Origin of the sequence: Cellulomonas terrae (assembly GCF_007990265.1) — a bacterium.
Lineage (GTDB): Bacteria > Actinomycetota > Actinomycetes > Actinomycetales > Cellulomonadaceae > Cellulomonas > Cellulomonas terrae.
In genome coordinates this window covers 15,083-29,082 of the sequence record NZ_BJWH01000024.1, presented here as the reverse complement: position 1 = coordinate 29,082, position 14,000 = coordinate 15,083, and the positions used below count along the sequence as shown (strand labels likewise).

12 protein-coding genes are annotated in these 14,000 nt (G+C 73.6%); 8 read left to right on the top strand and 4 right to left on the bottom strand.

All coding sequences use genetic code 11. The annotated features are described in order from the left end of the window. Positions 1-34: 34 nt before the first annotated feature. The gene (gene pepN, locus CTE05_RS17385; RefSeq protein WP_146847561.1) at positions 35-2,629 is read left to right on the top strand and encodes an aminopeptidase N; all 2,595 of its coding nucleotides are present in this window, start codon (positions 35-37) and stop codon (positions 2,627-2,629) included. A gap of 117 nt (positions 2,630-2,746) precedes the next feature. Then, on the top strand, positions 2,747-3,250 hold the full coding sequence (locus CTE05_RS17380; protein WP_146847560.1) for a hypothetical protein: 504 nt from the start codon (positions 2,747-2,749) through the stop codon (positions 3,248-3,250). On the opposite strand, the gene CTE05_RS17375 is transcribed toward CTE05_RS17380, so the two are convergent. Beyond that, complete coding sequence (locus CTE05_RS17375) at positions 3,225-3,491, bottom strand: AAA family ATPase (protein WP_186814920.1); 267 nt, start codon at positions 3,489-3,491, stop codon at positions 3,225-3,227. The genes CTE05_RS17380 and CTE05_RS17375 overlap by 26 nt on opposite strands. Then, a complete protein-coding gene (gene malQ / locus CTE05_RS17370; protein WP_246123727.1) occupies positions 3,488-5,626 on the bottom strand; it encodes a 4-alpha-glucanotransferase in 2,139 nt (712 codons plus the stop codon). Before malQ ends, CTE05_RS17375 begins: the two co-directional genes overlap by 4 nt. Before the next feature lie 100 nt (positions 5,627-5,726). Here malQ and CTE05_RS17365 point away from each other — a divergent pair, with 100 nt between their 5' ends. Then, entirely contained in the window at positions 5,727-7,868 is a 2,142-nt protein-coding gene (locus CTE05_RS17365) for a prolyl oligopeptidase family serine peptidase (protein ID WP_146847559.1), read from the top strand. Continuing rightward, positions 7,865-9,004, top strand: a complete 1,140-nt coding sequence (locus CTE05_RS17360; RefSeq protein WP_146847558.1) for a mechanosensitive ion channel family protein — start codon at positions 7,865-7,867, stop codon at positions 9,002-9,004. Before CTE05_RS17365 ends, CTE05_RS17360 begins: the two co-directional genes overlap by 4 nt. Before the next feature lie 12 nt (positions 9,005-9,016). Here CTE05_RS17360 and CTE05_RS17355 read toward each other — a convergent pair whose 3' ends face one another. Together CTE05_RS17355 and CTE05_RS17350 are read right to left on the bottom strand one after the other, a co-directional pair. Next, positions 9,017-9,478, bottom strand: coding sequence for a PTS sugar transporter subunit IIA (locus tag CTE05_RS17355; protein ID WP_146847557.1), 462 nt, complete (start codon positions 9,476-9,478; stop codon positions 9,017-9,019). A 23-nt stretch (positions 9,479-9,501) separates the two neighbouring features. Next, the gene (locus tag CTE05_RS17350; RefSeq protein WP_055921493.1) at positions 9,502-9,732 is read right to left on the bottom strand and encodes a PTS sugar transporter subunit IIB; all 231 of its coding nucleotides are present in this window, start codon (positions 9,730-9,732) and stop codon (positions 9,502-9,504) included. 152 nt (positions 9,733-9,884) lie between these two features. On the opposite strand from CTE05_RS17350, the gene ptsP reads away from it, so the two are divergent. Genes ptsP through CTE05_RS17330 form a run of 4 tightly spaced genes read left to right on the top strand, consistent with a single transcriptional unit; the run spans position 9,885 to position 13,956 of the window. After that, positions 9,885-11,588 (top strand): phosphoenolpyruvate--protein phosphotransferase, encoded by a 1,704-nt coding sequence (gene ptsP, locus CTE05_RS17345; protein WP_222595509.1) that lies wholly within the window; start codon positions 9,885-9,887, stop codon positions 11,586-11,588. 21 nt (positions 11,589-11,609) lie between these two features. Beyond that, the gene (locus tag CTE05_RS17340) at positions 11,610-11,993 is read left to right on the top strand and encodes a globin (RefSeq protein WP_146847556.1); all 384 of its coding nucleotides are present in this window, start codon (positions 11,610-11,612) and stop codon (positions 11,991-11,993) included. A 42-nt stretch (positions 11,994-12,035) separates the two neighbouring features. Continuing rightward, on the top strand, positions 12,036-12,905 hold the full coding sequence (locus tag CTE05_RS17335; protein WP_146847555.1) for an acyl-CoA thioesterase: 870 nt from the start codon (positions 12,036-12,038) through the stop codon (positions 12,903-12,905). A gap of 46 nt (positions 12,906-12,951) precedes the next feature. Then, a complete protein-coding gene (locus tag CTE05_RS17330) occupies positions 12,952-13,956 on the top strand; it encodes a DNA topoisomerase IB (RefSeq protein ID WP_146847554.1) in 1,005 nt (334 codons plus the stop codon). The last annotated feature ends 44 nt before the right edge of the window (positions 13,957-14,000 follow it).

The following is a 14,000-nucleotide window of genomic DNA, read 5'->3' as shown; positions in this document are numbered from 1 at the left end:
AGAGCCACCCGATCGCGTCCCGAGGAGTACCTGCGTGCCTGGAGAGAACCTCACCCGTGCAGAGGCGCGCGAGCGCGCCGCAGTCGTGACCACCGAGTCGTACGACGTCACCCTGGACCTCACCACGGGTCCCGACACGTTCGCCTCCCGCACCGTCGTGCGGTTCGGCGCGACCCCCGGGGCGAGCACGTTCATCGACCTGATCGCGCCGACCGTGCACGAGGTCACGCTCAACGGGGTCGCGCTGGACGTCGCCGACGTGGTGGGCGACTCGCGGATCCGGCTCGACGGCCTCGCCGCGCAGAACGTGCTGGTGGTCGTCGCCGACGCGGCCTACATGAACACCGGCGAGGGCCTGCACCGGTTCGTCGACCCCGTCGACGACGAGGTCTACCTGTACTCGCAGTTCGAGGTGGCCGACTCCCGGCGGGTGTTCGCCGTGTTCGAGCAGCCCGACCTCAAGGCCGAGTTCACGTTCACCGTCACCGCACCGGCGCACTGGACCGTGGTGTCCAACTACCCGCAGGTGGGCATGCCCGCGGTCGTCGAGGGTGGCACCAACCGCAACGGCGGCGCCGACAAGGGCACCGCCACGTGGACGTTCGAGACCACGCCCCGCATCTCCTCCTACATCACGGCCGTCATCGCCGGGCCGTACCACGCCGAGCACCGCGAGCTCACCAGCCAGGACGGCCGCACCATCCCGCTGGGTGTCTACTGCCGCGAGTCGCTGGCGGAGCACCTCGACACCGACAACATCGTCGACCTCACGCGTGCCGGCTTCGACTTCTACGAGCGGGCGTTCGGCGTCCCGTACCCGTTCACCAAGTACGACCAGCTCTTCGTGCCGGAGTTCAACGCCGGAGCGATGGAGAACGCGGGTGCGGTGACCTTCCTCGAGTCCTACGTGTTCCGGTCCAAGGTCCCCGAGGCCACCATCGAGCGCCGCGCGGTGACCATCCTCCACGAGCTCGCGCACATGTGGTTCGGCGACCTGGTGACCATGCGCTGGTGGGACGACCTGTGGCTGAACGAGTCGTTCGCCGAGTACATGTCGACCCTCGCCACCGCACAGGCCACCCGCTGGACCAGCGCGTGGACCACGTTCTCCTCGATGGAGAAGAACTGGGCCTACCGCCAGGACCAGCTGCCGTCCACGCACCCCATCGTCGCGGACATGCGGGACCTGGAGGACGTCGAGGTCAACTTCGACGGCATCACGTACGCCAAGGGCGCCAGCGTGCTCAAGCAGCTGGTGTCGTGGGTGGGCCAGGACGAGTTCTTCGCCGGCGTCCGCGCGTACTTCGCCAAGCACGCGTGGGGCAACACCGAGCTCCGCGACTTCCTCACCGAGCTGGAGGCCACGAGCGGCCGCGACCTGTCCGCCTGGTCCGGCCTCTGGCTGGAGAAGGCAGGAGTCACGCTCCTGCGCCCGGAGATCACCGTGGACGACGCCGGTGTCATCACGTCGTTCGCGGTCCTGCAGGAGGTGCCCGACGAGCACCCCGTGCAGCGCCCGCACCGCCTCGCGATCGGCGGGTACGACCTGTCCGAGGGCCGTCTCGTGCGGACGGTCCACGTCGAGCTCGACATCGACGGCCCCCGCACCGAGGTCCCCCAGCTGGTCGGCGTGCAGCGTCCCACGCTGGTCCTCGTCAACGACGACGACCTGGCCTACGCGAAGGTCCGCCTGGACGAGCAGTCGCTGGCCGCGTCCATCGAGCACCTCGGCAAGTTCGACGACTCGCTGCCCCGCACGCTCGTGTGGACCGCGGCCTGGGACGCGACCCGCGACGGGGAGGCGCCCGCGCGCGACTTCGTCGACCTGGTCCTGAACAACATCGCCCACGAGACGGACTCGTCCGTCGTGCTCGTCCTGCTGCGCCAGCTGTCCACGGCCCTCGACCTGTACGTGGCGCCCGAGCACCGGTCCGCGACCGAGATCGCGGCGGCCGACCGGCTGCTCGAGCTCGCCCGGTCGGCGCCCGCCGGGTCCGACACGCAGCTGCAGCTGGTGAAGTCGTTCGCCGGCCGCGCCGCGACCACCGAACAGCTGGACGCCGTCCGGGACCTGCTCGACGGTCAGGCGACGCTCGAGGGCCTGTCCATCGACACCGACCTGCGCTGGGAGCTCCTCACGTCGTTGGTGACGGGTGGCCGGGCAGGTGACGCGGACATCGCCGCACAGCTGGCCGCCGATGCGACCGCGACCGGCCAGCGGGCCGCCGCCGCCGCGCGCGCCGCCGTGCCGACGGCCACCGCCAAGGCGGCCGCATGGGCGTCCGTGGTGGACGAGGACGGGCTGCCGAACGCGATCCAGGCCGCGACGATCGCCGGCTTCGGGCGGGTGCACGACCGCTCGCTGCTCGTCCCGTTCGTCGAGCCCTTCTTCGCGGGGCTGGAAGCCGTGTGGGCGGACAAGACCAACGAGATGGCGCAGAACATCGTCGTCGGGCTGTACCCGACCGAGCTCGCCGACGACGCGTCGGTGGACGTGCTCGGCGCGACCGACGCCTGGCTCGACGGCCACCCGGACGCCCCCGCGGCGCTGCGCCGGCTGGTGCTGGAGTCCCGCGACGGCGTCCGCCGCGCGCTGGCCGCGCAGGAGGCGGACCTGCGCCGCGCCTGACCCCTGCTCACCGCGACGGGCCCGCACTCCTTCGGGGTGCGGGCCCGTCGCGTCGTGGGTCCTTGCGCCCGCACGACCGGGGACGCGTGCCGCCCCGCTCCCCTAGAGTCGCTCGTCATGGGCTCGTACACCGAGGTTGTCCTGCAGCTCACGTTCACTCCAGAGACCCCCGACCACGTGCTCGCCGCATTCTCGGCGCTCGCGGGGCCCGTGCCCTACGGCGCTCCGCCGCTCCCCGCGCCGCACCAGATCGGCGACGAGACCGGCATCTGGGAGCCGACCGACGAGGTGAGCACGCCTGCAGACGACCCCCAGCCGTGGATGCATGACTGGCCCGGGTGGTTGAGCAGCTCGATGAGTGTCGCCATCACGCCTCATGCGCAGCTGACATGGTCGGACATGGGGAGATGGGTTCTCAGCTGCCGATGGGGGATCAAGTCCTGGCCGGAAGCGATCGTCCCCGCCCTGCAGTGGCTGGGTCCCTACCTCGAGGGATTCGATCAGCGACCGATCATCCTGGGGTACATGCAGTACGGGGGAGACGCACGCCCCACCCTCGTGTGGCTCTGGCAGGGGCACATCACCATCGAGAACCTCACGCCGGAGGACGAAAGGAACTAGCGGCGGGGCTGCGTGCGGTCCAGTTCCCGTCGGTCACCCAGCCGCGATGGGCCGCCGAGACGAACGCCTCGATTTGCGCGCGCGCCTCGGCCGGGTCTCGCTTGGTCCAGCCCGCGTCCCAGAACACCTCGTCGAGCTCCAGGTGAGGCACGTCGAGCCGTGCGGCCAGCCGCGCGGCGAACGTCGTCTTCCCGGAGCCGGACGTCCCGACGACGCGGACACGGCGAAGCCGGCCGGTCATGCTCCGCGGTTGAGGACAGCAGCCAGTGAGCGCAGGCGCTGGTTGGTGAACAGGTCCTCGACCAGCACGACCCGTCCGGAGGAGTCCGCGAGCGGCACCTTCCAGTTCGGGTACTCCTGGTCGGTCCCGGGCTGGTTCTGCGCGCGCCGCTCCCCCACGGCGTCGGCCAGCGAGACGCCGACGAGCACCGACGGGGTCGCCAGGACGTAGCGGTGCAGGGCCTCGACGATCTCGCGCTCCGACGGGTCGTCCCCCACGAGCCCGCGGTCGCGCAGGGCGCCGAGCATCTGGTCCTTCTCGGCCAGCGCCGCGGCACGGACGACCGCCACCGGGTCCGTCAGCAGACCGAGCCGCTCGCGGATGGCCACGTGCTCCCCCGCCAGGTACCCGGCGGTCGGGGGCAGGTCGTGCGTCGTCACGGTGGCCAGGACCAGCGGCCGGTAGTGCTCGGGGGCGAGCGGCGCCCCGTGCATGTCGCGCTCGAACCACAGCACCGAGGTGCCGAGGATCCCGCGCTCCGAGAGGTAGTCCCGCACCCACGGCTCGACGACGCCGAGGTCCTCCCCGATGACGACGGCGCCGGCCCGGTGCGCCTCCAGGGCCAGGATGCCGACCAGGGCCTCGTGGTCGTACCGGACGTACGCGCCGTCGGCGGAGTCGGCGCCCTCGGGGATCCACCAGAGGCGGAACAGCCCGATGACGTGGTCGATGCGGATGGCGCCCGCGTGCCGCAGCACCGTGCGCAGCATGTCCCGGTACGGCTTGTACGCGGCGCGGGCGAGGGCGTCCGGGCGCCACGGCGGCTGCGACCAGTTCTGCCCCTGCTGGTTGTACATGTCCGGCGGCGCCCCGACCGTGGCGCCCCGGGCGAGCACGTCGCCGAGCGCCCACACGTCCGCACCCTGCGGGTGCACCCCGACCGCGAGGTCGTGCATGACGCCCAGCGCCATGCCGCCGTCGAGGGCGGCACGCTGGGCGGCGGCCAGCTGCTCGTCGGCGACCCACTGCAGCCAGAGGTGGAACTCGACGCGCTCCGCGAGCTCGGCACGGAGCTCGGCCACGAGCGCGGACGACGGGTCGAGCGCCTCGGCGGGCCACGGCGTGACGCCGTCGTACTTCTCGGCGAGCGCGCACCAGAGCGCGAACGTCTCCAGCCCGGTGCCCTCCTGCTCGACGAACGCGTCGAACGCCGCCTGCCGCGCGGCCGACCGGGGGGCTGCGAAGACCACCTCGAGCGCGGCGCGCTTCGCGGTCCAGGCGGCGTCGCGGTCGATGGGTCCGGCGTCGTCGTCGGTGGCCAGCACCGGCTCGGACGCCCACTCCACGAGCGTGCGGTCCGCCGACGACAGGTAGCCCGCCTCACGGACGTCCTCGACGCGGATGTAGAGCGGGTTCACGAAGCGGCGCGTCGTGGGCAGGTACGGCGACGGCGTCAGGGGGACGGTCGGCTCGGCGGCGTGCAGGGGGTTGATGAGCAGGAAGTCGGCGTCGAGCTCGCGGCCGGCGAGCCAGCCGATCTCGGCGAGGTCCGCGAGGTCGCCGACGCCCCACGACGCCCGCGACCGCACCGAGTAGAGCTGGGCCATCAGACCCCAGGCACGGCGCTCGCGCAGGGCGGCGGGGAGCTCCAGGTGCGACGGCGTCACGACGAGCGGGCTGTGCGCGCTGGCGCTCGGCCCCTCGGCGACGACCTCGTGCCACCCGAGCGGCAGGTCCGTCGGCAGCGTGAACGTCGCGCGCCCGACGAGCCGACCGTCGACCATCCGGGGCTCCACGGGGACGTCGGCCTGCGCGACCTCGCGGCGGCCGCCCCCGACCTCGGGGTCGAGCTCGATCCACACCTCGACGGGGTCCTCGTGCGTGACGTGCACGGCCACGTGCGCCTGGCGACCCTCCCGCACGACGAGCACGGGCGGCAGCACGCGGCGCCACGGCATGTCCTCGACGTGGGCGATGGCCAGGTCGACGCGCTCCGGGGAGGACGCGTCGACGCCGAGCGCCGCGAGCACCCCCTGCAGCGTGGCGGCCGACGCGCGGCGGCTCTGACCGTGGAAGTCCCAGTGGTCCGGGACCACCCCGTAGGCCCCCGCGAGGCGCAGGAGGGCGTCGGACGCGGTACCCGGGTCGTCTGCCACACGCCGATCCTGCCAGAGCCTCACGCGCATACGCAGGACGGACGCTCCCGATCGCGTCACTCGCGCACCCTCGCAGGTACGCGTCGTAGCCTTGCGGACCATGACCGCACCTGCTCTGCGCACGTACCCGGCCGCGCCCCGCACCGACCTGGTCGAGGACCTGCACGGGCACCGCGTCGCCGACCCGTTCCGCGGGCTGGAGGACGCGTCCTCCGACGCGACGGAGGCGTGGTCGACCGCGCAGGACGACCTGTACGCGCAGTACCGCGAGTCGCTCGCAGGCGCCGGTCCCTTCGCCACGGACGTCCTGACCGACCGGCTGGGTGCCCTCCTGGGTGCCGGCTTCGTCAGCCCGCCCGCCTGGCGCGGCGGGCGCCGATTCTTCTCCCGCCGGGTCGGCGACCAGGAGCACGCCGTCGTGGTCGTGGTCGACGCCGACGGCGAGCGGGTCCTGCTGGACCCCGTCGCGATCGACCCGGCGGGCACGACGACCCTCGACGCCTGGCAGCCGTCCAAGGAGGGCCACCGGGTGGCGTACCAGGTGTCGTCCGGTGGCACCGAGGAGAGCGTCCTGCACGTGCTGGACGTCGCGACCGGTGAGGTGGTCGACGGACCGATCGACCGGGCGCGCTACTCCCCGGTGGCGTGGCTGCCGGGCGGCGAGGCGTTCTACTACGTCCGCCGGCTGCCCCCGGAGGAGCTGCCGGAGGACGAGACGCAGTACCACCGCCGCGTGTGGCTGCACCGCCTCGGCACCCCGTCCACCGACGACGTGGACGTGTTCGGCGCCGGCCTCGACCACACCAACTACTACGGCGTGTCGGTCTCCCGCGACGGACGCTGGCTGATCGTCTCCGCCTCCGCGGGGACCGCGCCGCGCACCGACGTGTGGATCGCCGACCTGACCGCATCGGGGCTCGAGGCGCCGTCGTTCGTCGACGTCGCCGTGGGCCTCGACGCACGGTCCGGAGCGTGGGTGGCCCGGGACGGCCGGCTGTACGTGCACACCGATCTCGACGCGCCGCGCGGACGGATCGCGGTCACCGACCCGACCGCCCCCGGCGTCGAGCACTGGACGACGCTGCTGGCCGAGGACCCGACGGCCGTCCTGGAGGACGTCGCCTTCATCGACGGCGGCGGCGCGGACACGACGCCGACCCTGCTGCTGGCGTCCTGGCGCCGGCACGCGGTGTCCGAGGTCAGCGTGCACGACCCCCGCACGGGCGAGCGCCGCCCGGACGCGTTCGCCCTGCCCGGACTCGGCTCGATCTCGGGGCTGGCGACGCACCCCGACGGCGGACCCGAGGTCTGGTTCTCGTACGCCGACCACACGTCGCCGACGAGCGTGCACCGGTTCGACGCGCGCACCGGCGAGACGACCCTGTGGGCGGCACCTCCGGGCCTCGTCGCGGACCTGCCCGACGTGCGCGCCCAGCAGATCGAGGTCACCAGCCCGGACGGCACGACGGTCCGCGCGTTCGTCGTCGCACGCTCCGCCGCGCTCGACGACGCCGGCCGGCCCCTGGCCACGGCGCCGACCATCCTCTACGGCTACGGCGGGTTCCAGATCTCGCTCGACCCGGCGTTCTCCGCGACGACGCTCGCGTGGGTCGAGGCCGGCGGCGTGTACGTCGTCGCCAACCTGCGCGGGGGCGGCGAGGAGGGCGAGCAGTGGCACCGCGCGGGCATGAGGGCGCACAAGCAGAACGTGTTCGACGACTTCCACGCGGTCGCCGATCACCTCGTCGCGCAGGGCTGGACCACCCCGGACCAGCTGGCGTGCTGGGGCGGCTCCAACGGCGGGCTGCTCGTCGGCGCGGCCCTGACCCAGCGGCCCGACCTGTTCGCCGCGGTCGTGTGCTCGGCCCCGCTGCTCGACATGGTCCGCTACCAGCGGTTCGGCCTCGGCGTGACATGGACCGAGGAGTACGGCGACGCCGACGACCCCACGGAGCTCGGCTGGCTGCTCGGCTACTCGCCGTACCACCGCGTCGTCGACGGCACGGCCTATCCGGCGACGCTGTTCACCGTGTTCGAGGGCGACACCCGCGTCGACCCGCTGCACGCCCGCAAGCTCGCCGCGGCCCTGCAGTCGGCGACCAGCAGCGACCGCCCGGTGCTCCTGCGCCGCGAGCGCGGCGTCGGGCACGGCGGACGCGCGCTGTCGCGGACCATCGCCCTGACGGTGGAGCAGCTGCAGTTCGTCGCGGACCGCACCGGCCTCGCCGGGAGCCGTGCATGAGCGCGGCTTCCCTGCTCGGCGCGGCGGCGCCGGCGCCCGAGGAGACGGAGAACCCGCTGGGCCCGAACGACGCCACGTCGGCCCAGTCGTGGGGAGAGTGGTTCCTCGGAATCCCGCTGAAGATCATCCTCATCGTGGCGATCAGCAGCATCGTGCTGTTCCTGCTCCGTCGCACGATCCGGACGATCACCAACCACGTCGCCGACGGCACCCCCTTCCTCGACCGCGGGATCCTGCGGCCCATCGGCGAGTCCGAGGTGGGCGGGGTCCTGGCGAAGGCCAACCCGCTGTCCAGCGCCCGCCGCGCCCAGCGTGCCCGCACCCTCGGCTCGGTGCTGCGCTCCAGCGCGACCATCGTCGTCGGCGGGATCGCCTTCTTCCTGATCCTGGACACGCTCGGGGTCAACATCGCCCCGTTCATCGCGTCGGCCGGCGTGATCGGCGTCGCGCTCGGCTTCGGTGCGCAGAGCCTGGTCAAGGACTTCCTCACCGGCCTGTTCATGCTCCTGGAGGACCAGTACGGCGTCGGCGACGTGGTGGACGTGGGCCCCGCGAACGGCACCGTCGAGGCGGTCACGCTGCGGATCACGAAGATCCGCGACTCCGACGGCACGCTCTGGTACGTCCCCAACGGGACGATGCTGCGCGTCGGCAACAAGACGCAGGGCTGGGCGACCGCGGTCGTCGAGATCGACGTCGACTACTTCGCTGACCTGGACCAGGTCCGGGGCCTGCTCGCGCAGGCAGCGTCGCGCGTCGTGAAGGACCCCGTGGTCGGCGCGCACGTGCTCGGGGAGCCGACCATCACGGGCATCGAACGGCTGAGCGCCGACGCGGTGACCCTGCGCCTGAAGGTCAAGACGTCCCCGGCCATGCAGTGGGAGGTGGCCCGCGAGCTGCGGACCGCGACCCGCGACGTGCTCGAGCGGGCCGACGTGCCGCTCGCCGGTCAGCGCGACCTCATGGCGACGCACCGGGCGGCCGGGCTCCCGCCGGGCGACGAGCCGGAGCCCACGCCGCGAGACCCGCGCAGCACCCCCCTGGACGACGTGGTCAGCAACCGCGACGCCCGGGTCGCGGCCACCGGCGACGAGCCGGTGCCGACGGAGGAGCCCCTCCCCGCCGACGAGCGCTGAGCGACGAGGCGGTCAGGCCCAGTCGAGCAGCGGCTCGCCGGCCTGGACGGTGTCACCGTCGGCAACGAGGAGGCTCAGCAGGTCGGGGTCGGCCTGGAGCGCGACGACCGGGCAGATCGTCGCCAGCCCCGCGGCGGAGACGTCGACCGGGGACCAGGTCACCAGCCGGTCCCCCGCGCGCACCGTCTGCCCGCCGTCCACGTGGAGCGTGAAGCCCTGCCCGGCGAGCCCGACGGTGTCGATCCCGAGGTGGACGAGGATCGTCCGTCCCTCACCGAGCTCGAGCGCGAACGCATGCGGGTGCAGGGCACCCACGACGCCGTCGGCGGGTGCGAGCACCGTCTGGTGCTGGACGTGCTGGGGCGCGATGGCGATGCCGGGGCCGACCATGCCCTCGGCGAAGACGGGGTCGGGGACGGCCGACACGGGGCGGACGACCCCGGTCAGCGGGCTCAGCAGCCGCAGGGTGGTCACCCGTCACCCCCCGCAGCGACCGGTCAGCGCAGGCTGTCGAGCTCTGCGGCGAGGTTGTCGGCCTCCGGGCCCACGATCACCTGGACGATGCGGCCGGACCGCACGACGCCGAACGCCCCGCTGGCCTTGAGGGCCACCTCGTCGACCAGGTGGGCGTCGCTCACCTCGACGCGGAGCCGGGTGATGCACGGCTCGAGGTCGACGACGTTCGCGTCGCCACCCAGCGCTGCGAGGATCTGCTCTGCCTTGCTCAATGGAACTCCCCACTCACTCGGCGCCGATCTGCGCCCGGGGGCCAGCCTAACCCTGAGACACCGCTCACACTGCGTGGCCGGGCGGCTCCCGCTGGCGTTCCCCGACGTCGAGGGACCACACTGCCGTCAGGTCGACGAGGAGGTCCCGTCAGGTGAGTTCCACGAGTGCTGCGCACGCGCCCACGATCATCACCGGGATCGGGGTGAGCCCCGGGCGTGTCGTCGCACCCGCCGTGCTCATGCCCGACCCGGTCGCCGAACCGCCCTCCGGCCGCCGGCTCCCGCCCGGCACCGACTACGCCGCCGTCTCGAAGCGGATCGGTGCGGCCTCCGAGGTGGTCCGCGCCGCGCTCGACGCCGCCGCGGACCGCGCGCAGGGCGACAGCGCCGACCTCCTGCACGCCACCGCCGCGATCGCGGCGGACCCGACCCTCGTGGCCGACGCGGAGCAGCGCGTCGTGGACGACCGGCTGGTGCCCGAGCGTGCGGTCTGGGAGGCCGCCGAGGCGGTGTCCGCGCAGTTCGAGGCGCTCGGCGGCTACTTCGCGGAGCGCACCCGGGACATCGCCGACGTCCGCGACCGGCTCGTCGCCGAGCTCACCGGCCGTCCCGCACCCGGAGTCCCGGCGCACGAGGCGCCGTTCGTGCTGGTCGCAGCGGACCTCGCGCCCGCGATCGTCGCGACCCTCGACACGGAACGGGTGCTCGCGATCGTCACCGGGACGGGCGGTCCGACGTCGCACACCGCGATCCTCGCGCGCGCCCGCGGCATCCCGACGGTCGTCGCCGCTCGCGGTGCCGAGGCAGCCGTGCTGGCCGAGGGTCTCGTGCTCGTCGACGGGTCCGCCGGGACGGTGACGGTCGACCCCACCGAGGAGCAGGTCCTGGCCGCGCTCGCGCTCGCCGCGCAGGTGCGGACGTTCGACGGCCACGGCCACACCGCCGACGGGCACCACGTCGAGCTGCTGGCGAACGTGGGCGACCCCGCCGACGCGGCGCCGGCCGCCGCCGCGGGCGCCGAGGGTGTCGGGCTGTTCCGGACCGAGTTCGGGTTCCTCGACCGCGACGAGGCGCCGACCATCGACGAGCAGGTCGCCGCCTACCGGCGCGTCCTGGCCGCCTTCCCCGGCCGCAAGGTCGTGGTCCGCACGCTCGACGCGGGCGCCGACAAGCCCCTGCCGTTCCTCGCCGGCGACGCGGAGGTCAACCCCGCGCTCGGGGTCCGCGGCCTGCGCACCGCCACGCGGCACCCGGAGGTGCTCGACGACCAGCTGACCGCGATCGCGCGGGCCGCCGCCGCCGAGACCGCCGAGGTCTGGGTCATGGCTCCGATGGTCTCCACCGTCGACGAGGCCCAGCAGTTCGTCGCCTCCTGCACGGCCCACGGGCTGCCCGTCGCCGGGGTGATGATCGAGGTGCCCAGCGCGGCGCTGCTGTCGGGGCCGATCCTGGCGCACGCCGCCTTCGCGAGCATCGGCACCAACGACCTCACGCAGTACGCGATGGCCGCCGACCGCCTGCTCGGCGCCGTCGCGGAGCTGTCCGACCCCTGGCAGCCCGCCGTCCTGCACCTGGTCGCCGCGGCCTGCGCCGGTGGTGCACAGCAGGGCCGGCCCGTCGGTGTGTGCGGCGAGGCTGCCGCGAACCCGGCGCTCGCGGCCGTGCTGGTCGGGCTCGGGGTCTCCTCCTTGTCCATGACGCCCCGCGCGCTCCCGGACGTCGCCGCGCTGCTGGCCGTGACCCCGCTCGACGAGTGCCGGCGCCTCGCCCAGCTGGCGCTCGCCGCGTCCAGCGCGGCCGACGCGCGGGCCGTGGTGCGCACCGGGCTGCCCGTGCTGGAGGAGCTCGGCCTCTGACGCGCGTGTGAGGATGGCCGCGTGAGATCCGACTCCTTCTACGAGGCGATCGGCGGGCACGACACGTTCGTCCGCCTGGTCGACGAGTTCTACCGCGGCGTCGCCGACGACCCGGTGCTGCGGCCCATGTACCCGGAGCAGGACCTCGGCCCCGCCGCCGAGCGCCTGACGCTGTTCCTCGAGCAGTACTGGGGCGGGCCGACGACCTACTCCGACGAGCGTGGGCACCCGCGCCTGCGGATGCGGCACGCCCCGTTCAAGGTCAACCCCGACGCTCGCGACCGCTGGCTGGCGCACATGCGCGCCGCCGTCGACAGCATCGACCTCGCTCCTCTGCACCGCGCGCAGCTCTGGGACTACCTGGAGCGCGCGGCGTACTCGATGCTCAACACGTTCGACGACTGAGCCCTGCAACCGCGTCCCCCGCTTCATGAGACGCTGCCGTCCATGACGACCGAGCCCGACCCGACCGCCTCCGTGCTCGACATCCTCCGGCTCGAGGACGACCCCACCACCCCCGACCTGTTCACCGGGCGGAGCCTGCCGCAACCGCGTGGACGCGTGTTCGGCGGGCAGGTGCTCGCCCAGGCGCTGCTCGCCGCCGGGCGCACGGTGTCCCCCGGCCGCCTGCCGCACTCCCTGCACGGGTACTTCCTGCGCGCCGGTGACGTGCGCGAGCCCATCGCGTTCGCCGTCGAGCGGCTGCGCGACGGTCGCTCGTTCAGCGCCCGCCGGACGCACGCCCTGCAGGGCGGGGAGGCGATCCTGTCGATGATCGCGTCGTTCCAGGAGGACCAGCCCGGGCTCGACTACTCCGACCCGATGCCGACCGGCATCCCCGGACCGGACGACGTGCGGTCGGCGCACGACCTGCTCGGTGGCATCGACCATCCCGTCGCGAAGTTCTGGACACAGGAGGCCGCGTTCGACGTCCGCCACGTCGGCGGGGCCATCTACCTGGAGCCGCCGGTCGAGGCCGTCGGTCAGCAGGCCGTGTGGTTCCGGTCGCGCGGTCCGCTGCCCGACGACCAGCTCCTGCACCGGGCCCTGCTCGCCTACGCCTGCGACCAGGTGATGCTCGAGCCGATCCTGCGGCGGGCCGGCCGGTCGTGGCGGACACGCGGGCTGTCGATCGCCAGCCTCGACCACGCCATGTGGTGGCACCGCGACGTACGGGTCGACGACTGGCTCCTGTACGTCCAGTCGACGCCGAGCGCGCAGGGCGGCCGCGGGCTCGGTGCCGCGCGCGTGTTCACCCAGGACGGGACGCTCGTCGCATCGGTCGCGCAGGAGGGCATGGTCCGCTTCCCGGACTGACGGCCCTCGCCGCGCGGACCGGCACCTCCCGGGCGAGACTTCCCGCATGGTCCGTCTCCGCCGCGTCCGCATCGACGCCCCCGGCTGGTCGCGACGTCGCGCCGGACGGGGTTTCGTCTACCTCGACCTGGACAAGGTCCGCATCGTCGACGAGGAGCACCTCGAACGGATCACCACGCTCGCCATCCCGCCCGCGTGGCGCGAGGTGTGGATCAGCCCGTGGCCGAACGGCCACATCCAGGCCGCGGGCCTCGACGACGCGGAACGACGCCAGTACCTGTACCACCAGCAGTGGACGCTGCGCCGCGGCCGCCTCAAGCACGACCACGTGCTCGACGTCGCTCGCCGCCTGCCTGCGGCCCGGCGCCGGGTGCGTGCCGACCTGGCGCTCGACGGGATGCCGAAGGAGAAGGTGCTGGCCCTCGCCTTCCGGCTGCTCGACCTGGCGTACCTGCGGGTCGGCGGCGAGGGGTACGCGCTCCAGCACGGCTCGTACGGCCTGGCGACCCTCCTGCGGTCGCACGTCCGGGTCCTCGCCCCGGAGAGCGAGAGCGACCCCGGGCGGGTGCACCTGAACTTCCCCGCGAAGTCCGGGCAGGTTCGGGACACCGTGGTCGAGGACGACGACGTCGCGACCCTCGTGCGGACCCTGACCCGCCGGCGGGACGACGGACCCGAGCTGCTCGCGTGGCGCGACGACTCCGGGCTGTGGCACGACGTGACCAGCGCGGACGTCGGCGCGTACGTCAAGGCGCGGCTGGGCGAGGACGCGACCCCGAAGGACTTCCGCACCTGGCACGCGACCGTGCTCGCCGCCCGGGGGCTGGCCGACGTCGGTCCCGCGCCCGCCAGCGAGCGCGCACGCAAGCGCGTCGTGACCCAGGTGGTCCGCGACGTCGCCGAGGAGCTCGGGAACACCCCCGCCGTGTGCCGCGCGTCGTACATCGACCCGCGGGTGATCGACCTGTGGGAGCGGGGTACGACGATCCGCGCCACGCGATCGCAGGCCGTCGCCGAGCGGGAGACGCTGGCGTTGCTGAGCAGCGGCTGAGGATCACGTCCGACCGGGTGCGCGTCGCCCTCCGGCACCGCAGA